The 21,588-nt window shown below is 30.9% G+C and carries 19 protein-coding genes and 1 pseudogene; 7 read left to right on the top strand and 13 right to left on the bottom strand.

Translation table 11 applies throughout. From position 1 onward, the window contains the following. Positions 1-267: 267 nt before the first annotated feature. On the top strand, positions 268-1,215 hold the full coding sequence (locus QZV12_RS01930; protein WP_295616336.1) for an SLC13 family permease: 948 nt from the start codon (positions 268-270) through the stop codon (positions 1,213-1,215). A gap of 143 nt (positions 1,216-1,358) precedes the next feature. On the opposite strand, the gene QZV12_RS01925 is transcribed toward QZV12_RS01930, so the two are convergent. After that, the gene (locus QZV12_RS01925) at positions 1,359-1,616 is read right to left on the bottom strand and encodes a hypothetical protein (protein ID WP_295616333.1); all 258 of its coding nucleotides are present in this window, start codon (positions 1,614-1,616) and stop codon (positions 1,359-1,361) included. On the opposite strand from QZV12_RS01925, the gene QZV12_RS01920 reads away from it, so the two are divergent. Then, complete coding sequence (locus QZV12_RS01920) at positions 1,603-2,463, top strand: metallophosphoesterase (RefSeq protein WP_295616330.1); 861 nt, start codon at positions 1,603-1,605, stop codon at positions 2,461-2,463. The two genes, QZV12_RS01925 and QZV12_RS01920, sit on opposite strands and share 14 nt — an antisense overlap. Before the next feature lie 340 nt (positions 2,464-2,803). On the opposite strand, the pseudogene QZV12_RS01915 reads toward QZV12_RS01920, so the two are convergent. After that, positions 2,804-3,433 (bottom strand): annotated as a pseudogene (locus QZV12_RS01915) (TIGR00266 family protein). Positions 3,434-3,949: 516 nt separating this feature from the next. Between QZV12_RS01915 and QZV12_RS01910 the strand changes: the two are divergent. After that, entirely contained in the window at positions 3,950-5,428 is a 1,479-nt protein-coding gene (locus tag QZV12_RS01910) for a sodium-dependent transporter (protein WP_295616327.1), read from the top strand. Positions 5,429-5,656: 228 nt separating this feature from the next. On the opposite strand, the gene QZV12_RS01905 is transcribed toward QZV12_RS01910, so the two are convergent. From QZV12_RS01905 to QZV12_RS01875, 7 genes are all read right to left on the bottom strand, one after another. Continuing rightward, positions 5,657-6,526: a phosphatase PAP2 family protein gene (locus QZV12_RS01905; protein ID WP_295616324.1), complete on the bottom strand. Its 870-nt coding sequence runs from the start codon at positions 6,524-6,526 to the stop codon at positions 5,657-5,659. Positions 6,527-6,918: 392 nt separating this feature from the next. Beyond that, positions 6,919-7,821, bottom strand: coding sequence for a hypothetical protein (locus QZV12_RS01900; protein ID WP_295616321.1), 903 nt, complete (start codon positions 7,819-7,821; stop codon positions 6,919-6,921). A 15-nt stretch (positions 7,822-7,836) separates the two neighbouring features. Next, entirely contained in the window at positions 7,837-8,025 is a 189-nt protein-coding gene (locus tag QZV12_RS01895; RefSeq protein ID WP_295616319.1) for a hypothetical protein, read from the bottom strand. 147 nt (positions 8,026-8,172) lie between these two features. After that, positions 8,173-9,168 (bottom strand): hypothetical protein, encoded by a 996-nt coding sequence (locus tag QZV12_RS01890; protein WP_295616316.1) that lies wholly within the window; start codon positions 9,166-9,168, stop codon positions 8,173-8,175. Between the two features lie 28 nt (positions 9,169-9,196). Further along, complete coding sequence (locus QZV12_RS01885; RefSeq protein ID WP_295616313.1) at positions 9,197-10,594, bottom strand: C1 family peptidase; 1,398 nt, start codon at positions 10,592-10,594, stop codon at positions 9,197-9,199. Beyond that, entirely contained in the window at positions 10,594-11,748 is a 1,155-nt protein-coding gene (locus QZV12_RS01880; protein WP_295616309.1) for a hypothetical protein, read from the bottom strand. The genes QZV12_RS01885 and QZV12_RS01880 overlap by 1 nt, the downstream gene beginning before the upstream one ends. A gap of 451 nt (positions 11,749-12,199) precedes the next feature. Next, complete coding sequence (locus QZV12_RS01875; protein WP_295616306.1) at positions 12,200-14,569, bottom strand: Ig-like domain repeat protein; 2,370 nt, start codon at positions 14,567-14,569, stop codon at positions 12,200-12,202. A gap of 281 nt (positions 14,570-14,850) precedes the next feature. Between QZV12_RS01875 and QZV12_RS01870 the strand changes: the two genes are divergently transcribed. The 3 genes from QZV12_RS01870 to QZV12_RS01860 all read left to right on the top strand — a co-directional run bounded on the left by QZV12_RS01870 (position 14,851) and on the right by QZV12_RS01860 (position 16,042). Continuing rightward, a complete protein-coding gene (locus tag QZV12_RS01870) occupies positions 14,851-15,414 on the top strand; it encodes a YdeI family protein (RefSeq protein ID WP_295616303.1) in 564 nt (187 codons plus the stop codon). A 77-nt stretch (positions 15,415-15,491) separates the two neighbouring features. Further along, the gene (locus QZV12_RS01865; protein ID WP_295616300.1) at positions 15,492-15,623 is read left to right on the top strand and encodes a hypothetical protein; all 132 of its coding nucleotides are present in this window, start codon (positions 15,492-15,494) and stop codon (positions 15,621-15,623) included. A gap of 128 nt (positions 15,624-15,751) precedes the next feature. Further along, positions 15,752-16,042 carry a DUF1905 domain-containing protein gene (locus QZV12_RS01860; RefSeq protein ID WP_295616297.1) on the top strand — a complete coding sequence of 97 codons (291 nt, stop codon included), beginning with the start codon at positions 15,752-15,754 and terminating at the stop codon, positions 16,040-16,042. A gap of 178 nt (positions 16,043-16,220) precedes the next feature. On the opposite strand, the gene QZV12_RS01855 is transcribed toward QZV12_RS01860, so the two are convergent. Further along, complete coding sequence (locus QZV12_RS01855; RefSeq protein WP_295616294.1) at positions 16,221-16,649, bottom strand: peptidylprolyl isomerase; 429 nt, start codon at positions 16,647-16,649, stop codon at positions 16,221-16,223. A gap of 272 nt (positions 16,650-16,921) precedes the next feature. Next, positions 16,922-17,965, bottom strand: coding sequence for an aldo/keto reductase (locus QZV12_RS01850; protein ID WP_295616291.1), 1,044 nt, complete (start codon positions 17,963-17,965; stop codon positions 16,922-16,924). Positions 17,966-18,224: 259 nt separating this feature from the next. Between QZV12_RS01850 and QZV12_RS01845 the strand changes: the two genes are divergently transcribed. After that, the gene (locus QZV12_RS01845) at positions 18,225-19,400 is read left to right on the top strand and encodes an aspartate aminotransferase family protein (RefSeq protein ID WP_295616288.1); all 1,176 of its coding nucleotides are present in this window, start codon (positions 18,225-18,227) and stop codon (positions 19,398-19,400) included. Between the two features lie 290 nt (positions 19,401-19,690). On the opposite strand, the gene QZV12_RS01840 is transcribed toward QZV12_RS01845, so the two are convergent. Together QZV12_RS01840 and QZV12_RS01835 are read right to left on the bottom strand one after the other, a co-directional pair. Continuing rightward, positions 19,691-20,569 carry an alpha/beta hydrolase gene (locus tag QZV12_RS01840; protein WP_295616285.1) on the bottom strand — a complete coding sequence of 293 codons (879 nt, stop codon included), beginning with the start codon at positions 20,567-20,569 and terminating at the stop codon, positions 19,691-19,693. 85 nt (positions 20,570-20,654) lie between these two features. Then, positions 20,655-21,545 carry an alpha/beta hydrolase gene (locus QZV12_RS01835; protein WP_295616281.1) on the bottom strand — a complete coding sequence of 297 codons (891 nt, stop codon included), beginning with the start codon at positions 21,543-21,545 and terminating at the stop codon, positions 20,655-20,657. Positions 21,546-21,588: the final 43 nt, after the last annotated feature.

Genomic DNA, 21,588 nt, shown 5'->3' with positions numbered 1-21,588 from the left:
AGATTTTTTTTTTTGGGATTTTGGAAAAAATTAAAAAAAATTTGGGGTCATGGATTTGATTTTTTTTTTTTTTAAATTTGTGACACCCTCTCAATTTTTCCTTTTTTTAAATCAGGATAAATAGTTTTTTTTTAAGAATTTAACCAAAAAATTATTTTTTTAAATAAGTTATTATAAGACATTTGCTAAATTAATATTATGGACAGCTTAACAGACGGAATTTTTAACTTTTTTAAGAAAGAAATAATTTTTTCCATATCTCTAATATTGGCTATTGTATCCTGTTTTTTCATCAAGCCAAGCATTGCTTATTTGGATTATATCAATTGGGAAACAATTCTCCTTCTTTTTGTCATTATGATTATTGTAGAGATTTTAAAGAATCTGTCTGTTTTTGAGATAATGGTTCGTAAACTATTGGTTAAGGTTAAGAATACTCGAAATCTTGTTTTATTTTTAGTTTTCACTTGCTTTTTCAGTTCTATATTCATTACAAATGATGTTTCCTTGATTATTTTTGTCCCTTTCAGCATATTGGCATTAGTCAAAGTGGATAGGACTGACTTGATTGTCTTGACTGTCAGCCTTCAAACAATTGCAGCAAATGTCGGATGTATGGTTCTTCTTATTGGAGCTCCACATAACATTGTCATGTTTACTGTTTCACATATTCCATTTGCATCATTTTTCCTGCTGCTCTTGCCTTATATACTTGTATCAGTGGCATTTTTGATTGGAATCTCATTCTTTATTCCAAGTGATGATGTCAATTTGCCTAAATTGAGCAAAATTGAGGTTGATAGGAAAGATTTCTTTAAAAGAGTGTTTTTAGGGGTGGATTATTTCCTTCTTTTAACTTTCATTGCACTCTTTATTTTGATTGGCAATTTAGAGAACATTCCTTTCTTTAATTTATTGTTTAAAAAATGGATCATTGGCAATGAGGTTATTTTTGGCATAATATCATCTCAAATCATTTCAAATGTTCCTGCTGCAATTTTGCTTAGTGGCTTCAGCACTAATTATGAAACGATTATTGTTGGAATCAATATTGGAGGGTTTGGAACTCTTATAGCATCTATGGCAAATCTTATTTCATATAAAATCATAGTTAGAGCGCATTATGAGTTTAAAATCAGATATTTGATTGTATTTACAGTTTTAAATGTGATTTTGCTATTGATTTTATTTGGAGTCTTTGTTCTTTTAGGTTAATTTTTTTTGCTTTGTTTTGTTTTGGGTTTTTGTTCTTTTGGTTTAATTGTTTGCTTTAAGATGGACTTTTAAAAAAATATAAAAGCAATATTTATCAAATCTTTAATTATGAATCCAATTCACTTTTTTACATTAGGTTATTTTCAAGAATATTTAATAATAGGAATCATATTTGGAATTATAATTGGAACATATGCATTCTTTAGAATAAGATATGCTCTGAATGATTCTAAATTCTCAAAGAATAAAAGACTTATTATAAGTGCAGCAATTGCAATTTTGGCATTTCTATTTTGTTTAAATGTCTGGTCAAATGCTGCGGTACTGACATTATATTTATTCCTGGCATCGGTTGCTGCAGACATAATTAGATTGATATGGAAGTATGTGCTTAAAGACAAATACCTCAAAGGTCTTCCTAAAATTCATAAAAAGGGAATTTTGGCATTTGCCATCTTTGCCATCATTATGATTCATGGTATTTACGGAATGAATCATATCGATTTAACTGAATATAATTTTACAACTGATAAGTTTGACAACCATTATTCCATTGTATTTGTCAGTGATGTTCATTACAACACTGTACAGAATCCCGATTTGGTTAGGGAAAGCATTTCCAAAATTAATGATTTAAAGCCGGATATGGTTATTTTAGGTGGGGATATCTGTGATGATAGAACACCTAAGGAAAGCATGAAAGAGGTATTCAAGGAATTTGGAACAATCAATTCAACTTATGGAACATATTATATTTATGGAAATCATGATAGGCAGCCATATAAAACTGATTATGAAAACGGACATAGAACTTACACTGATGCGGAATTGGACCATGCTATAAAAAGCAGTGGTATAAAGATTTTAGAGGATCAGAAAGTAACAATAAATGATGATATTGTATTGGTTGGAAGAGCTGATGCAGGATGGTATGATAATGCTCCAAGGAAAGATCTCAATCAAATTATTACTAAAGGGGAGTTATCAAAATATATTCTTGTTGCAGATCATCAACCTACTGATGCTGATGTAAATTGTATGCAAGGTGCAGATTTAATGGTTTCATGTCATACTCATGGAGGACAGGTTTTCCCATATGAGCAATTCCAACAATTATTAGGTGTGGCAACTTATGGTGAATATGAACTTGAAGATATGAAAATTGTTGTATCCCCTGGTTTAACCGGTTGGGGATGGCCATATAGAAATCAAGAAAAATGTGAATATGTTTTAATTAATCTTAATTAATCATCATTTAGTTTGATTTTCTATTTTTCCTTTTTTCTATCTTTAATTTTCTTTTTTTTATTAATTATATGGTTTAATTTGTAAATTAAGTTGGATTTTCTTTTTTCTTTCATATTCTTTAAATTAATTAATGATTAAAAAAAGTTTATTTTCATTTTTTTAGTTTTTATTTATCTTATTTTATTAATTATATGATTTAAATTGTAAAAACAGTTTATTTTTTAATAGTAAGAGTAAAAAAGCTTGATTATAAAAAATAATAAAAATAGTGAAGAATTTAATTCAAATATAGTAAAAAAAAGTAAAAAAGTAAAAAAGTTAATTATTGATTATAACTTTTTTAAAATTCAAATCCGCCGCCATTGTTAGTAGGGAGCATTGGGATTAATGCTTCAGCTAATTTACTGATTGGCATGGTTTGAATCCAAACTTTTCCAGGTCCAGTAATTCTTGCAAAGAACAGTCCTTCACCGAATAATATGTTTTTAGCTCCTTTTACTCTTTCAATTTCATATCCAACGGTTTCTTCCATAGCTGCAAGGTGTCCAGGATCTAATAATAAGGTTTCTCCTGCTTGTAGTTCCTGTTCAATTACTTCACCGTCAATTTCGATAAAGACTATTCCTTCTCCAGAGAATTTTTGAAGAATAAATCCTTCTCCACCAAAAATTCCTGTTCCAAGCTTGTTTTTAAAGTATATGTCAATATTAACTGAGTCTTCTGCAGCTAAGAATGCATTTTTCTGACCAATTATTGTATTGGTTCCATCTAATTTGAAAGGAATAATTTTTCCAGGGCTATGTGCAGAATATCCTATTTGTTGTTGTCCATGTTCTGCTGTAAAGAAGTTTAAGAATAATGTATCTCCAGATAATGCTCTTCCAATCCCTTTTTAAAGGCCTCCTCCAGTATTGGTTTCCATTTTCATTCCAGGAGTCATAAAGGACATTGCGCCAGTTTCATTTTTCATGGTTTCTCCTTCTTGTAATGTACATATTACAATAGGAAAAGCTCCACCGCGTATTTCATATTCCATTTTATCACCATTATTTTTTTAATTTTAATTTCAATATTTAATAAATTTAAATATATATTATTATTTAGGCTTTTACCCTTTTTAAATTTATTTTTTTAGTTTTTAAAAAACTTTGGCTTAAATCATATTTTTCGGTTGAAGTGTCAATTTCTGTAGAATTCTGTTTTTTTCAGTATCTTTTTTTAGTTTGAAGTGTCAATTTCTTCAGAATCCTGATTTTTTCTATCTTTTCCAAGATTTTAATCAATGAAATATACATGCCCATCAATAGGAATTTTAAAAAATCTCTAATATGTCGAGAGAAAAAAATTAAACGAAAATAGGATTATGAAGGTTAAAAAGTTTAAAATCATATAATGATTGTTCTATTTTTAACAAACACAAAATTTTATGAAAATATTTATATTATCCTAAAAATAAAATTAACTTTATTAACTAGGATGGGAGATTATGTCGAGAGAAAATCAGTGGGGTAGCACATTATCATTTATACTTGCAATGATTGGTTCTGCAGTAGGATTAGGAAATATTTGGAGATATCCATATGTGCTTTATTCAAGTGGAGGTGGAGCATTCTTCATTCCTTATATTATAGCTATTCTTTTAATGGGAATACCTATTTTGTTCCTGGAATATGGAATAGGATTTAAATTCAAGTCCTCATTTGCAAAAACCATCACACAGATTAATCCAAAGTGGCAATTTTTAGGATGGTTTGTTCCTGTTTCATTGCTGACAGTGATGATTTACTATTCAAGCCTTTTAAGCATAGATGGAATTTATATCTTTTTAAGCATGTTTAAAGGTTGGGGAGCAGATCCTAATGCTTTCTTTACAACTACTCTTACCCATTCATCTACAAGCGTTTCCGGAATCTTAAATTTCGTTCCCCTAATTGGTTTAGCCATTATCATTGTTTGGATTCTTGTTTGGTACATATCCCATAGGGATTTGGAAAGTGGTTTAGGAAAGGTATCTAAGATTTTGGTTCCAATGTTATTTATCATAATGATTTTTATGATCATATTTTCAGTTACACTTCCTGGAGCTTCCATTGGTCTTGCTGAATTATACAGGCCTAACTGGTCCCTTTTATCTGATCCTAACATATGGATGATGGCATTTGGCCAAATCATTTTCTCTTTAAACATTGGTTTAAGCGGTACAATAACCTTTGCAGGATATCTTAATGAGGATACTGATATAATTTCCAATACAATAATAATCGCTTTAGCTAATTCCCTATTTGAAAATATTTCTGCTATAGCTGTATTTTCAATTTTAGGGTACATGTCTTTGCAAACAGCAACACCTGTTGGAGACCTTGTTAGCCAAGGAACTGGATTGATATTCATAATTTATCCTGCGATATTCAATATTTTAGGTCAATTATCTTATATTATAGGACCATTGTTCTTCTTGACCATTTTCATTGCAGGCCTTACCAGTATTTTGACTATGATTGAACCAATTGCATTTTCAGTTCAAAATAAGTTCAATGTATCTCGTAAATACTCTGTAACCGTTTTATGCATTATCGGAGGGTTAATATCTTTAGTTTATGCAACTTCCTTCGGCAGCACACTATTGGAGTATGTTGACACCTATGTCAATCAAATTGCAATATTGTTCTGTTTAATACTTGAATGCATACTCTTTGCTTGGATGTATAAGGCTGAAAACCTCCTTGATGTACTAAATTCAAGAACAAAATCATTCAAGCTTGGAAAAGGATGGTTATTCATTGTAAAATATCTTCTTCCAATAGGCATTTCCATTGTTTGGGTTGGTGGAATGATAGGAATCATAAAGGATTATTCAATGGAAAGATTAACTATCACTCTTGTTGTAGCAGTGATAATCTTTGTAACCTGTTTGATATTGACTCGTTTGAAACCTACTAATCCTAATTGGGATAAATTGTCTTAACAATAAAAATAGTTGTTTTAATTAATAGGATTAGGGTTTTCAAATAATTAAAAAAAGAGTGAAAATAAAAACTTTTTTATCAAAAACTCTTTTTAATTCTTATTTTCACTTTTTTAAGATTTTTAGCTTTTTTTAGAGCTACATCTATTAGTTTTTTTTAAGATTTTATCTATTTTTTGGAGTTGTTTAGTTTTTTTTTGAGATTTTTAGCTATTTTTATAAAAATCCTTATTCTGCTTTTGATCTATTTTGGAAATATTTGATGATTGCAGGATAAATCAGCATAATGAATAGCATTATTGAAAAGTATTGGAAAAATGCTCCTAAAGGATTTTCTCCAAGTGCTGGTGCAATCACATTTATAACAAATTCTAAACCAATAAAACCGCATAAGAATCTTAGGATTTTAGTTTCAGTGTCTCCATCAATTGAAAACTTAATGAATCTCCTTTCAATTGGCCAAGATAAGAATATTGCTATAGCAGCTCCTGCATTTCTAAAAGTATCTAAAGTCAAGATTGCAGGGTCGACTAGTAATTTGCCTGCAGCATCGTAATCCATTGGATAGGATTTGGTTAATGCATAAATTACTATTAAAATTGCAGCAATTATCCCAACTGCTCCAATAACTATGTCTAAATTAGGATTTTCATCAAGCTTGTCAAATAATTTTGAAATGATCAGCAATACACATAATGTAAAAAGGAAACCAAATATTACATCCAGGACTGAATGAACTCCTACATAATTTCGGCTAAACAAGATAAGTGCTAAAAAGATGGCTAAAACTATTTTTAAAGGTTTCTTTAATCCGCCTCTTAATATTGTTCCTCCAAGATATGTTGTAGCAGTGGTAACATGTCCGCTTGGAAATGAATAGCCAGTAGCTCCTACCATTATCTCTTTTAAAGGATGAACCTTAGGGTCAAGCACCCATGGACGATATATGCAGGCAATAACCTTTGCTAGCCCGTTCACTAAATCTGCCCATCCTTGGGTTATATATAGGTATTCTCCTAATTTCTTATCTAAGCACCAGTATATCGCAGCAATTAGGACAATAGCTACTGAAGTTTCTCCGAAATTAGTACAAAACATGAAAAAAGAGTCAAAAACTCCTCCTGTGATTTCTCTTAAAAATTGTAAGAATAATAATGGGTCAATTAAAATATTAATTATATCACCTCTATATTCAGTTTATTTTTTTAAATATTTAATTATTTTTGATTTTTCAACGTTTAGAATATGTAAATCCTTTGTTTAATGCAAGCAGTATTTACATGCAATAATATTTAAATAAGTTCCATAACTGAATTTTGTTTTTTAAAAAAGAGGTAAGTGTGTGGGAAGAATCATCTATTAAAAAAAGTATGATAGATGAGAAAAACTCATCTATTTAATTAAATCATTATTCATTTTTGTGTTTTTTTACCAAATCTACTAATTAAATCATTGTTCATTTGTGTTTTTTTTACTAAATCTACTATTTTTTAGTCTTTTTTAGCTTTAGCAGTTTTCTCTCTAATTTTTCTATAATGCAAGGCGTATAATGTCGATATGACTAAAATAAATATTGAAATTATTATTGCCATCCAGTCTGTAAATACTATGCCTTTGAATATATAGACCAAGAGTATGATTATCACATTTACAAATAGCCATTGTATAATGTAAATGTTGTTGATATTGCTGCTTAAAATTGCAGAGACATTAATGATGCTCTCTGGTAAGAACTTGCTTAAGTAGTGACAAAGGCCAATGCTTCCATGTGCATAGAGCGAGCAGAAAAATACATCTATGGTTGTCATGAAGTAATATTGGTGAATGTCTGTAAGGAATCCGTTTTCTATTTGGGTTGATGCAAAAAAGTAAATAAAAGCGATTATGAGACAGATTGGCCAATATCTTAAGAAGTGTCCTTTATCCTTTGCTCTAATGAAGTAGTATCCCCAAACATCTCCTGCAACAGGAATAATAAACCAATTGAATAATGGGAATGCTGTAAATCCTCCTTTAGTTCCTATGAAGTAACCGAAGAATAGATTCAGTACGGGGACTCCAAAGTCAGTGTATCTTAAAAGGGTTCCTATAATTGACATTCCAATTGTAAAGATGAGAACAGCTATATTTGAAATATCATGTTTCTTGTAGATTCCAATCAGGATAAAGGTCAATCCTGCAAATGCTAAAATGTCTACGCAAAATAGCAATAAACCATCAGCTATTGTAAAAAGGCTCCAATCGTTAAACAGATACCCATAAAGATAATATGGCACAAAGAATTCAAAAACATTTACCAAGATACCTGAAAGGAATAGGGTCACTCCCCTTTTTATCATTTGGTCCCATCGGCCATGCCTTGAATAAATCATTCCAGCACCCATACAGAACATGAAAACAGGTGCAGCTCATGGTCTTCCTAAAATGTTTGAGGCTATAAGGACATATCCAGGGCTAAGGATATTGTCAAAGCATTGAATCACCCATAATACATGAACGAAAACCATGAATATTATTGGCAATGACTTTGCAAGATCTAATTCTTTTTGTCTGCCTGTATTGATTTTTTTATCTGAAAATTGTTCATTTGAGCTCATATTATCCTTCATTTTTTTAAAATAAATTGATTTCATATAATTTTTATTTTTAAGTTTATTTTCCAGTTATGTTTTAATTTTACATATAACAATAATTATTTTATAATTTTCAAATTTAAAAAATTAAAATCTTAGGAAAAAAATTCTCTAAGGTTTTACTTTTACAGTTGTTTTAAGATAGTCTTTTCCATAAGCCACTTTAACTGCATATGTTTTTCCTTGTTTAAGCTTTTTAATCACTGCTCTTTTTATAGTTACAGTTGCTATTCCCTTATAATTGGTTCTTGCCATGTAGGTTTTTCCTCTAAAGGTGAATTTTATAAGTTTCTTTTTTGCAACCTTGCCATTGATCTTAAGGCTTGCCTTAAGGCTAAACTTCTTAGCAGACTTTTTGATTGTTGGCTTATTCGCTTTAAGGACTTGTTTCACAGTTACTTTTGTTTTGACGCTGTCCTTAAGGTAAGTTGCTTTAAGGGCATAGGATTTTCCAACAAGCTTTTTGATCACTGATTGCTTGATTGTCACTTGTGCTATTCCCTTTGCATTGGTTTTTGCCTTGTAGGTTTTTCCTCTGAATCTAAATGTGATTACTTTACCTTTAACTGCTTTGCCGTTGATTTTTAGGCTTGCTTTAAGGACAAGTTTCTTATCAGTGTTCTTTACGCTTGATTTAGCTACTTTTAGGAATTGTTTCACGGTTACAGTATTTTTATAGCTTTTTCCACGGTATGTTGTTTTTATTGTGTATTTTCCGGGAACTTGGCTGATCTTTATTTTAGCAATTCCATTGTTGTCTGTTTTCACGCTTGTTGTTTTGCCACCAATTGTAAATTTGACTAATGCACCCGCACCAACAGCTCTGCCTTCATTTGTCACAACCTTTACAGTGAAATAGGACCCTCCAGCATAATCAACAGCAATGTTTTTATTGTTGATTATTTTGCTGTCATCAGCTACTGTGTAAACCTTAAGGCACACTGTTTTATTTAAAGGAGTAAAATCAGTCCAGCTATTTCCATCCTTGCTTACTAAAGAGGTTCCATTTAAGTAATGTACTCTTGACCATCCTTGGTAAGGGACGGAATTGCTCTTGAAGACTACTTTAAATTTCTCTCCTTTTTGGATTGGAATGTACTTGTTCAAGACTATTGTTCTGAATCCTGCAAATTCGCTAACCCCATTTTGTGTGTACCTTTTTGCCGTTTACAAATACATCAAAGGAATAGTTGATTCCTGATTCATTGAAGTAGGTTCCTACAGCACCAATAAGTTCGCTGTATTTTGATGTGAACTCATTGGAATAGATGGTGTAATTGTCATCAAATCCAACTAATCCTGTAAGGTCTGTCTGATAATTTACATGATATTCAATGTTATTTTCAAAGATATATGCAATAGCAACCCTTTGAGGCACAATAGCATAATAGTCTGGATTTGGGTAATTAGTGTAGGCATCATATCCGAAACCCATCAAGGAATCCTTAGTTATCCAAGCACCATAAGTTTTTTCAAAGGAATTATAATGATCATCATCCCAACCTATAAGTGAAATGAAATGAGTGCTATGGTCCATAATGGCTATGTCCTCACCTTCAGTTGGTATTTCACCCTTTGGCTTATATGCCCATGATTGGACAGTGACAGCACCATAGTCCATTATTGCTCTTTTCAATAGGTCTATGGTATCATTCATTCCAGTATAGATGAACTTTGCATCCTGAACATGTATTCTAGGAACATCCATATCGGTATCTGCAATCATTCCACGGTCATCATAAGGTGCATCAATAGGCAAAACACCATACCAACTTAATGCATAGCCTAAACCACTATATGAAAATCCTGTCATGCTGTTTCTTAAATCACCGACTTCATAATATTTCAATTGAAGTTTTTGGGCATAGTTTTGTGATAGGTTGTAGGCGATTCCAGTTGATTTGAGAAGGCTGGTTTCAATAGAAGCTATTGTTGCAAATGCCCAGCAGTCATCATTGTCTCCTTGTACTTTTCCAGGGGTTGTCCATCCCCAATCACGTGCATCAAATTTACTTGGGAGGGTGTCAACTATTATTTCATTTTTTGTGAAATTGAGCTTTATACCCTTGTTTTCAACAGAGACGATGTAGTTATGGTTGTCCATTAGGAATATGTCATCTTTTTTCTCTACATTTTCAATTTTTGAATCGCTTGCAAAATCTGCATAAACAGAGATTCCTCCATTGTTAAAAGTAGAATTAGAGAACTCTACACTAACATCGTGAGCATAAATTGTGTTTGCAGCATTTGCTGATTCCTGAAGGATTTTATTGCCTATGAAATTAGATTCATTGATTGTCAATTTGCCTTTGTCAAAGTATATTGCTCCTGCATTTTTAGTTGCATTGTTGTTTGTGAAGTTTGATTTGCTAATAGTTAGATTAGTCCAGAAGGAGTAGATTGCACCTCCTTCAAAGCTTGCAGTGCTGTTTATGAAATTTGAATTGATGATGTTTAGGTTTCCCCCTAAAATTGAGAGGGATCCTCCATACTTTGAACTGCAGTCAGTGAAATTGGATTCTTCAATATTCATTATTTTTGGAATATGTCTGGAAGCGGAATCAAGGTCGAGGTGTATTGCTCCACCATCATTATCGCAAGAAAGATTTGCAAATATGCAATCTTGATTAAAATTGGCTCTGTTGGAATAAATGTACTGCTAGTTGATTGGATAGGGAAGTACTTTGCAATAATTGCTCCTCCGCTTATAGAATATCCATTTATGAAAGTTGAATTTACCAATTCAAAGCGGTCTCCCTTGTAGTTAATCATGGCTCCCATATCTGCTGTGAAATTTTCAAAAGAGGAATTGTGAATTATCAGTTCTCCTCTGTTCATTTCAATTGCTCCAGTATTATTGCTATTTCCTAAAAATCTTGAATTATTAAACTTTATTCCTGAATAAAATCCGTATAAAACTCTCTCAACTTGGTTTGAATAGAAATTACAATTGTTTGCTGTAAAGTTTCCTCGGTTTATGCTAAATATATGTATAGTGGAATTATTGAAGTCTGTAAAATTCACATTGTTAAATGTGACTTTCCCTGAAAAGATTATAGCTCTTGTATTGAAATTTTTAAAGGTTAAATCATTAAGGGTAATATCTAATGATGAATCTAAAGACTCTAATTCTGCTCCTAAACCTGCACCATCAATTATATGGTTGTTCCCGTTTAATACAAATTTACTTTTTTCTATTGGAATACTTAGCATGTTATATTTGTCCAATAATGTAATATTGTCAATGCTTTCATTGAATATATAATCATGTGTAAGGTTAAGCACTTCTCCTGATTGGTTTATGTCTTTGGAAAGAGCAGTGAAAGATGTTTCATCCCATTCCTCATTGTCGCCTTGACTTAAATTAAATTCCCCTTCGCTATTGATTAAATCATCATGAAATTGGGTAAAAGTCCTTGAGGCATCTCCAGAATCTTCTTTAAGATTATTTATTTCTGAATTGGATTTTAAATCTTTTTTAAGATTATTTGGTTCTGTATTAGATTTTAAATTATCCTCATAAAATTCAGAAACAGTATTCAAATCAGAATTTTGATCTATTCCCATATAAGCTTGAAAATTATTGTCTCCATTATCTGCTTGCAATTGACTTGCTGAAGCTGTTGAAATACTTAAGAGAATGCAAACAATAATTAAAAATAAAAAAATATTAGATTTTATTTTCATCGTTTTCCCCCAATCATTATATAAAATTTATATAAGATATTTTAAGATATTTTTAATTATTTTTTAAGATATTTTTAATTATTTTTTAAGATATTTTTAATTATTTTTTAAGATATTTTTAATTATTTTATAAGATATTTTTAATTATATTTAAGATATATTATAAGATATAATTTTAAGATTTTTATAATAATGTAATTGTAATATATGAACTAACATTTTGTTTTTGGCTATTTATTTAGTATTTATTTTTTTCAAAATGTGTATTATTTCCTTAAATTAACTAGAAAAAGCGCTTTTAAAAAAGAAAAAATCAGAGAAAAATTGTTTTTATAAAAAAGAAAAATTAGGAAAAGGGTTTTTTTTAAAAAAGAAAAAAAATAAATGAAAATATGTTCATTTATTTTATTTTTATGCTTGTTTTTATTGAATCCTTAAGTTAAGTCTTTGTTTATTTTATTTTTATGCTTGTTTTTATTGAATCCTTAAGGTAAGTTATTTTTGCAGCATAAGTTTTCCCTCTTTTAAGTTTTTTGAAATACTTTTTATTGACGGAAACCTTTGCAAGTCCCTTTGAATTTGTTTTTGCGTAAAATGTTTTTCCATTAAATCTAAAACTTATTCTCTTATTTCTAATTGCTTTATTTCCATTTTTTAAAGTGGCTTTCAAAACAAATCTTTTAGCAGTTTTTTTAACGGAAATTCCTTTGCTTTTTAAAATTTGCTTAACGATTAGGGTATTTTGCACATTAAATCCTTTGTATTGGACTTTGATTTTATGCTTACCTACTAAAATGTTCTTATTTAATACAATTGTAATAAATCCTTTGCTGGCTGTTTTGTAAGTATATTTCCTGTTGTTAATAATCACTTTCACGGCCTTTCCTTTAGTTTCTGCCAGGCCATTATCTCCAATGATTTTTATTTTATATTTCTTATTGCTGTTGTAGTAGACTTTTAAATTCTTATTGTTTTGAACATGTTTTATGATTTTTAAAGTCTTAACCACCTTTTGATTTAGCAATGCAGAGCTTATGGTCACATTATATTTTCCTACATTCAATGTTGCCTTGAATTTTGCCAGTCCGTTCTTATCGGTCATTGAATAATATTGCTTTTTCCCAACAGTAAATGTAATCAACTTATTTTTTATAGGATTTCCAAAGTTGTCTATTAATTTTACTTGGTAATCGTAACTGCTGTTCCAACCTCGATTCATGTTAGATGCACTTATTTTAGCAGATTTTACATAAATGTCAATATTTCTTTTTAATCCTAAGTATTTTTCATCACCACTGTATCTTATAATGGCAGTATAAGTTCCCGGATTTAAAGAAGGGGTTTTAATTGATGCAATTCCATTATTCACTGAAGTTTTATAAGTGGCATTATTCAATAAGATTGTTATTTCTCCATGGGCATCTTCATTTAAGCTTATTGAAATTTTAACATCCTCATCAGCAGTAACATTGGGCTTGTTTGTATTTAATTGTGGGATTTCCTTGTTTTTTTCTCTTTCAATGACTTTAAGTAGGACCCCATCTTCAAAGCTGCTTTTGCAGAAATGCAAATGCTTGACATTAAAATGCTTTAGTATTGTCATTGTGCATATAAGCCCTGGAACAAGAGTGTGGATTCTACTGCTATCAACGCTTATTATTTTTTGGTAGGTTTCCTTTTCATCCTTTTTAAGAACTTCATATAATTCATCTAAGATGGAAGCATCCACTATCCAGGTTTCATCATCTATCCAATTAAGATAAATCAACATTAGTTTGATTGTATATATTGTTCCACCACTACTAAACAAATCTTCGAATGAATTTGATCCAATGCTCAGTTTTTCCAATTCTTCTATGACTTTTGCTTTAATATCTTCAGCTTCAGTTTCATTAGGATGCAATACACTGACATAGTCATTATATAGTGAATTAGAACCTATAGGCATGCTTTCAGAAGTATCAATGGTTTTATTACAAAAATCACTTATTTCACAGCTTCCTCCGCCTAAATCAATGAATAATCCTTTTTCCACATTTAATTCATTTTTAATTGCATTAAAACTAATCGCAGCTTCCTCTTCTCCACTAAGGATTTCAATGCTAATTCCTAATTTTTCTTTTACCTTGTCTATGACTTCATCAGGATTATTTATTTTTCTCATACTGGCTGTTGCAAAAACATCTCTTTCATCAATGTTTTTAGATTCTAAAATATTTACAAATTCTTCTAAAATGGATATCAATTTTTCAATTCCCTGTTCAGTCAGGTTTCCATTTTCAGTGTAGCTGGCAGTGACAGAAGGTTCATTGAAATTCTGTTCAAAGACTATTTCACCGTTTTTGACTTCATAAATATTCAATGAGATTACATTTGAACCGAAGACAACAAATCCATAGGTATCATCATGGATGAATGAATCATTCTGGCTTGCAGAAAGAGAATTTGAAACTAAGCTATTGGAATTTTCATCTTCAGATAAGCCTTCGTTGATCTTGTTTACTGTTGATTCATATTGCTTGGTGTTTGAATTATCAACATCAGCTAAAATATTTTCATTTTCATTAAAGGTGCTTTCACAATCAATTGAAGAATGGCTGTTTGTAGATATCTCATTTGAATTTTCGTTTAATTTCTCTTCGTTGTTAGTGTTTGTTGTTAGTTCGTATTGATTTTCATTTTCTAACGCTAAACTGCTGTCTTGTGAATTCAATTCATTATGGTTGGCCCCACTGTCAATTAAATCAGAAGCTGCTACACATGACAGTGAACAAATCAGTACCATTATAATAACTAAAAAATAAGTTAATTTAAGTTTCATAGTTTCCCCATAAAAAGTTTTTAAGTGAATGCTAAAAAGTTTAAAAATACTTTTAATTCATATTATTGTTTTTTATTTTATTATTATATAATTAATATAAATTGTTATTTTCTTTTATTCCTAATTGACTTAATTCAGTATTCAAATAGAGTTTTTTTTTTTTTTTTTTTTTATTGTGTATTGGTTTATTTATTGGAATAATTATTATAAAAGTCTAATGCAGTGTTTTTTTTTTAATTCAATACTAACTTATATTAGTATGCAAATTATAATAATGATTAATGGAAGCTAAAAATATTTTAGATTGTAAAAGTCCCTCTGAATTTAGAGAGTGGCTTGAGAAGAATCATGCTACTGAAGAGGAATGCTGGATTGTATGCAAGAGAGGAAAGCCGGAAGAAGGCATTTTCTCATATAGGGATGCTGTTTATGAAGCATTGTCCTTTGGATGGATTGACTCTTATTATGATCTTATCGATGGAGTTAGAATGCAGAGATTCTCTCCAAGAAGAAAAAGGAGCAATTGGTCTCAGTTAAATAGGGAACGTGCCAGATGGCTGATTGAGCATGATTTAATGACAGAATCAGGATTTAATGCCCTTCCAGATGATTTTGATAAGGAATTTAAAGTAGGGAGAGCTATTTTAAATAGGTTGAAAAAAGATGAAGAAACTTGGGAGAACTACAATAGTTTCCCTCCACTTTATCAAAGAATGAAAATTGCCAATATTCAAAAGGACAAAAAGGATAAGAAACTTTATAAAAAGAGATTAGACACCTTTTTGAAAAATACAAAGGAAGGAAAAATGTATGGCAATTGGGATGATTACGGCAAATTGATTTAGATTCTTTAAATTATTTAGAAAATTTTATAAATTACTATAGATATAAGATTATTATTCATATAAAAGGAGGGGGAAATATGCCTAGATGTCCAAGATGCGGTTCAGAAGCTATTGAGGAAATCAATTATAACACATATAAATGTCATGAATGCGGTTATATGATTAGAAATCCTGATGATTTGGATTTAGCTGATGAAGAAGGCTATTAATTTTAGTTTTTAAGTTGATTTTATTTTATTTTTTTTAATTTTTATTTTAATTAATTTTTCTTTTATAATAATTTCATTTTTTTATTTTTTTTCTTTCCAATTTTCTATAATTCTTTATTTGTGATAAAATGACTTTAAAAAAAGAGTATAAGTTTAAAGCGGAGCTAATTAAAAATCCAGATATGGATGCGACATACATTATTTTTCCATATGATATTAGAGAGGAATTCAATAAGGGAAGAGTAAAGGTCCATGCAAGATTTGATGGAGAACCATATGATGGCAGTATTGTTAATATGGGTGTAAAGGATAACCAAGGCAATATTTGCTATGTTATTGGAGTGAATAAAAAGATTCGTTCTAAAATCAATAAGACATTTGGTGATGAGATCGATGTTTTAATTGTTGAAAGGGATTGATTATTTAAAAGAAATGAATTAATGATTAAAATGAGGTATTTAATCAGTTTAAATGATATTTTAATCAAGTATTAAAATTTTTAAAGAAGAATTTTAAAAAAGAGTTTATTTTAAACAAGTATTATAAAATTTTTAAAAAAAGAATAAAGAGCAGTTAAAAACTGCTTTAATTTTAAATCTAACCTTGTACGGTTACTTTTATCATTTTGTCCCCTTGACGGATAGCATTTACAACGTCTTGGCCTTCGATAACTTGTCCAAATACGGTGTGAACACCATCTAAATGATGTTGAGGACTGTGGGTAATAAAGAATTGGCTTCCACCAGTGTCTTTACCTGCATGAGCCATGGATAATGCTCCAGTTCCATGCTTGTGAGGGTTTCCTTCAGTTTCACATTTGATTGTGTATCCTGGTCCACCGGTACCATTACCGTTAGGACATCCACCTTGAATTACAAAGTCAGGAATTACTCTGTGGAAAGTTAATCCATCATAAAATCCTTCGTTAGCTAATTTTTCAAAGTTTGCTACAGTTCCAGGAGCTTCATTAGGGAATAATTCCAATACGATATCTCCTTTTTCAGTTTCAATTATTGCTTTTTTCATTATAATCACGTTTTTTAATGAATTTAGATATTTGATAATTTGAAAATAATTATTCAAAATATTATAAAAGGTTTTAAATTATTTAAAATAATTATTTAAACTAATTTTTAAATTGCGTAAACTTTTAGTTTACCTATTTAATTTTAATATCTAATTTAATAATGTATTTTTTAGAATATAAATTTAATTATTTTACAAATATTTTATAGATATTTTAAATCATTTTATTGTTTTATAGTTTTTCCATTGGTCTATCTTAGAGTTTTTAGAGATTATTCTATTATTGTCTCACCAGATAAGACCTTTTTATAATCTTCATAGTTTTTCTTTAGAAGATCAGGAATGTTAAGTTCATATGGACATTTGCTGATGCATTGGCCACATTCTGTACACTCTTCTATCTGCTTCATTTTTTCTTGTGTCGCTTCATCTAAGTTAGGTTCTGTTGGGAATCTTCTCATCCATAATGACATTCTTACACATATGAATATTTGAATGTCCTGTGGACATGGCATACAGTATGCACAGCCTCTGCAGAAGTCTCCTTGCAATTCTTCTCTTTCGCTTTTTATGATTGCTTCCAATTTTTCATCCAGCTTTGTTCCTTCCTTCATATATGATAGGAACTCATCAAGTTCAGACATTCTTTGGATTCCCCAAATAGGCACGACATTATCAAAGCTGTTAATGTATGCATATGCTGCCTTTGAGCTTCTATTCAATCCTCCACTCATTGCCTTCATTGCAATGAAACCAACATTATTGGCTCTTGCCTTTTCCACAAGTGCAAGTTCCTTTTGTCCTGTAAGGTATGAAAATGGGAATTGGATGGTTTCGTATAATCCGCTGTCAATAGCCTCATTAGCTAATTCTGCCTTATGGGAAGTAAATCCAATATGCCTAATTGTTCCCTCATCCAAAAGATCAAACAATGCATCGTATGCTCCGCTTCCATCTCCTTCAGTTGGACAGAATGATGGATTGTGGATTTGATATAAGTCAATATAATCAGTTCCAAGATTGTCAAGGCTTACTTTAATGTCCTTTTCTATATCTTTTCTGTTTTCTCCTTGGGTTTTACTAGCTATTATTATGCTTTCTCTTGGGTATTCTTCATTAAATCCCTTAAAAGCATAATTTAACTTTTCTTCGCTGTCTGTATATGCTCTTGCAGTATCAAAGAAGTTAATTCCATTGTGGTATGCTTTTCTGACTATTTCTGCACTTTCATCAAAGCTATCCCTTTGAATCGGAAGTGCTCCAAAACCGTTTTTCTCTATTTCCAGTTCTGTTTTTCCAAGTATTATTTTAGCCATCTAAATCAATCCAAATCTTTATTTAAAATTATTAATTTTCACTTGCATACTATAAAAGTGATAGGTTGCTAAATATTTTTAATTTAAATCTTTAATCATTAATTATTTTTTTATATTATAAACTATAAATATAACTATGTTAGATATTTTATTAAACATTAAATCATTTCATCATCCCTTTTATCAACAAAAGGGAATTAAATTTTTAATAAATTTATCAATTTTACCAAATTTATAAAAAAATCAAGGAGTTATATTTATGAATACACAAGAAATCATTGATATTGAAGATAAATATTTCATTAATACCTTCAACAGAGTCCCAATTGTGCTTGACCATGGAGAAGGGGTTAAGGTATGGGATATTGACGGCAACGAGTATTTGGACTTTTTGGCAGGTATTGCTGTAAACTGTTTAGGACACGGCCATCCTAAGCTTGTTAAAGCTATTCAGGACCAAGCTGCAAAGCTTATTCACATTTCAAGCATTTACTATAATGAACCTGCTACCGTCTATGCTAAAAGATTGGTGGATGCAACCAATTTTGATAGAATCTTTTATGCAAACTCAGGTGCTGAAGCAAATGAGGGTGCACTTAAGCTTGCCATCAAATACAGCGGAAAGCATGAAGTCTTGTTCTGCGGAGACTCATTCCACGGAAGAACCATCCTAACATTATCTGTAACTGATCACCCAGAATACAGTGCACCTTATGTTGAAAACTTGCCAAAAGGATTTAAAAAAGTTGAATTTGGCAATTTAGACAGTGTAAAAGAAGCTATCACTGAAAATACTGCAGCTATTATCATTGAACCAGTCCAAGGTGAAGGTGGAGTTCATATGGCATCAGCAGAATTCTACAAAGGTTTGAATGACTTATGTAAGGAAAAAGGAGTTTTAATCATTGTAGATGAAGTCCAATCCGGTTTTGGAAGATGCGGTGCATTATTTGCTCATGAATTGTTTGGTCTTGAACCAGACATAATGACTGTAGCAAAAGGTATTGGTGGAGGATTCCCCATGGCTGCATTCTTGGCAAAAGAAGATGTAGCTGGAGGATTTGTACCTGGTGACCATGGTACAACCTTTGCAGGAAGTCCACTTGCAGGTGCAGCAGCTAATGCAGTCTTAGACGTGTTTGAAGAAGAAAATCTTGTAGAACACAGCAAAAAAATGGGAGAATACTTCTTAGAAAAATTAGCACCATTAAAGGAAAAATACGATTTCATTACCGACGTAAGAGGCGCTGGTCTTTTGGTAGGTATTGAATTGAACTTTGAAGGAGCTGACATAGTTGGTAAAATGCTTGAAGAAGGATTCTTAATCAACTGTACAGCTGGCAATGTATTGAGGTTTGCTCCCCCTCTTGTAGTTAAGGAAGAGGAAATCGATGCACTTGTAGAAGCACTTGACAAAGTATTCAGTGCTTTATAATCAAGATTTAATTTATATTAAAATTTTATAATCAAGAGTTTTGATTTTATCAAAATTCTTGACTAATTTTCTATTTTTTTTAAATCAACTGATAAACAATTTTTTATATATTAATTTAAGCTATTTTTCTTATTTTTTTCTTATTTTTTTATATTTGACATATTTTAATAGATTAAATGATAAATCATTGTCATATTTCTTTTATTTTATTGGTGATGGGTTAATAGGTGTTTTTGTCATTTTTCTTATATTACATAGATGGTGGATTAAAAGGATAAATCATTATCCTATTAATCTAATATCACATCAACAATATGATTAAATGCTTCTTTTGCTTCTGGAACCAATGGATAAAGTGGATATACATGAGTCATTTCCTCACCAACATTAAGCTCTACATCAATTCCATTATCCTTTAGCTTATTGTAAAATTCAGTTACATCAGATAGGAATATTTCATGAGTTCCTACAAATATTGTTGTTTTTGGCAGTTTGCTTACATCTCCAAATAATGGGCTTACCTTGTAATCCTTGGGATCTAAGTTTCCAGCCCAAGTTTCACCCATTTCACGCAATCTATCCACTCCAAGCATCGGATCTACATCAATATTATCATAATTTCCAGACATTGACACATCAACCCAAGAGGATAATAAGATAAGGTTTTGAGGTTGAGGCATATCCTTTGCTGCCAAATATTCGCAGAATGTAGCAGATAATCCTCCTCCTGCAGAGTCTCCCATGATTATGATAGGCTTATTCATTGTCAAAAGGTAATCATATAGCTTTTCAACGATTTCATAGGTTTCTTCATAGGTATGGTTAGGAGCAAGAGGATAGATTGGAGTAAATACAGTTGCATTAATCTCTTTTGCAAGCTTATCACAAAATATTATGTGAGGCAGCTTAATTTCGTTTACATAGATTCCTCCATGAAGATAAATGACCGTTCTCTCTGCATTATCAACTTCATTGAAAACCACCATTTGGCATCCGAATAAGTCTTTGCTTTCCACTTTAGAGTGATATATCATTTTTGGCAGTTTATATGGATTGTCCTCTTCAAGGGAATATTCCTGCATATGTTCCTTAGCCTTGTCAACATCATCAACATATTCACGATGTCTTTTCTCTAATGTTTTTTCATAAACCTTTGACATCTTTGACATTTTAACACCAATTTTTTAAATTTTTTTAGGAATTAGTTAATATGACCTACAATTTTATTAAATTCTTCTTTTGATTTAAATTTTATTAGGAATCATCCAATATAATGTCTACAATTTCATTAAATCCTTCTTTTGATTCTGGAATCACTGGATAAATTGGGTATACATGAGGCATTTCCTCTCCAACGAATAATTCCACATCGACATCATAATCCTTTAGCTTATTGTAAAATGCTAGGATATCAGGATAGAACACTTCATGTGTTCCTACAAATATTTTGGTTGGCGGAAGCTTTTCCACATTTCCAAACAATGGGTTTACCTTATAGTATTTTGTATAGAAATCCCCAGACCATGCTTCCCCTACCTTAGGCAAAGCCTCTATTCCGAGCATTGGGTCAAGGTCTCTGTATTTCTCATAGTCTCCAGACATGGACACGTCAACCCATGGGGATATAAGGATTAACTGTTTAGGCAGTTCCATTTGATTGTTTGCCAAATATTCACAGAATGCTGCTGTTAATCCTCCTCCTGCTGAATCTCCCATTACTGTAACAGGCTTCTCGAATTCCAATATCCATTCATATAGCTTTTCCACAAATTGATAAGTCTCTTTATAGGTGTGATTCGGCGCAAGCGGGTATAATGGGGCAAATATTGTTGCTTTGGTCTTTTTAGCAAGTTTATCACAAAATGATACTTGAAGAGAATCAATTTGATTGATATATGCTCCTCCATGTAGGTAGAGGATAATGTCCTTGGAGGATTCATTTTCATTAAAACTTATTACTTGGCGTCCAAACATTTCCTTAATTTTAACTTCTGTATGATATACTAATTTAGGGAGTTTATATGGTTCATCTTCTTCAGCAGCACGTTTTTCTAAATATTCGTCTGCTTTGTCCATATCATCTAAAACTTCTTTAATGTGTTTATGTTTTAATGCTGTTTCAAGAACTTCAGACATTTTTGACATTTTTTCACCTTTACATATAAAACTTAAAATGGACTTTATCTTT

Source organism: uncultured Methanobrevibacter sp. (genome assembly GCF_902769175.1).
Classification (GTDB): Archaea; Methanobacteriota; Methanobacteria; order Methanobacteriales; family Methanobacteriaceae; genus Methanobrevibacter.
Note: the sequence above shows the minus strand (reverse complement) of the source record. Positions and strands in the feature narration are given on the sequence as shown.

What these genes read in the sequence shown, in the direction of transcription:
- QZV12_RS01905 (WP_295616324.1), bottom strand. Translation starts at nt 6,526, where the DNA reads ATGTTTTGTACTAATTTCGGAGAAACTTCAGTAGCTATTGTCCTAATT.
- QZV12_RS01895 (WP_295616319.1), bottom strand. Translation starts at nt 8,025, where the DNA reads ATGAGCTCAAATGAACAATTTTCAGATAAAAAAATCAATACAGGCAGA.
- QZV12_RS01860 (WP_295616297.1), top strand. Translation starts at nt 15,752, where the DNA reads ATGACTTTAAAAAAAGAGTATAAGTTTAAAGCGGAGCTAATTAAAAAT.
- QZV12_RS01850 (WP_295616291.1), bottom strand. Translation starts at nt 17,965, where the DNA reads ATGGCTAAAATAATACTTGGAAAAACAGAACTGGAAATAGAGAAAAAC.
- QZV12_RS01840 (WP_295616285.1), bottom strand. Translation starts at nt 20,569, where the DNA reads ATGTCAAAGATGTCAAAGGTTTATGAAAAAACATTAGAGAAAAGACAT.
- QZV12_RS01875 (WP_295616306.1), bottom strand. Translation starts at nt 14,569, where the DNA reads ATGAAACTTAAATTAACTTATTTTTTAGTTATTATAATGGTACTGATT.
- QZV12_RS01855 (WP_295616294.1), bottom strand. Translation starts at nt 16,649, where the DNA reads ATGAAAAAAGCAATAATTGAAACTGAAAAAGGAGATATCGTATTGGAA.
- QZV12_RS01870 (WP_295616303.1), top strand. Translation starts at nt 14,851, where the DNA reads ATGGAAGCTAAAAATATTTTAGATTGTAAAAGTCCCTCTGAATTTAGA.
- QZV12_RS01910 (WP_295616327.1), top strand. Translation starts at nt 3,950, where the DNA reads ATGTCGAGAGAAAATCAGTGGGGTAGCACATTATCATTTATACTTGCA.
- QZV12_RS01880 (WP_295616309.1), bottom strand. Translation starts at nt 11,748, where the DNA reads ATGAAAATAAAATCTAATATTTTTTTATTTTTAATTATTGTTTGCATT.
- QZV12_RS01865 (WP_295616300.1), top strand. Translation starts at nt 15,492, where the DNA reads ATGCCTAGATGTCCAAGATGCGGTTCAGAAGCTATTGAGGAAATCAAT.
- QZV12_RS01900 (WP_295616321.1), bottom strand. Translation starts at nt 7,821, where the DNA reads ATGTTCTGTATGGGTGCTGGAATGATTTATTCAAGGCATGGCCGATGG.
- QZV12_RS01845 (WP_295616288.1), top strand. Translation starts at nt 18,225, where the DNA reads ATGAATACACAAGAAATCATTGATATTGAAGATAAATATTTCATTAAT.
- QZV12_RS01835 (WP_295616281.1), bottom strand. Translation starts at nt 21,545, where the DNA reads ATGTCAAAAATGTCTGAAGTTCTTGAAACAGCATTAAAACATAAACAC.
- QZV12_RS01885 (WP_295616313.1), bottom strand. Translation starts at nt 10,594, where the DNA reads ATGAATATTGAAGAATCCAATTTCACTGACTGCAGTTCAAAGTATGGA.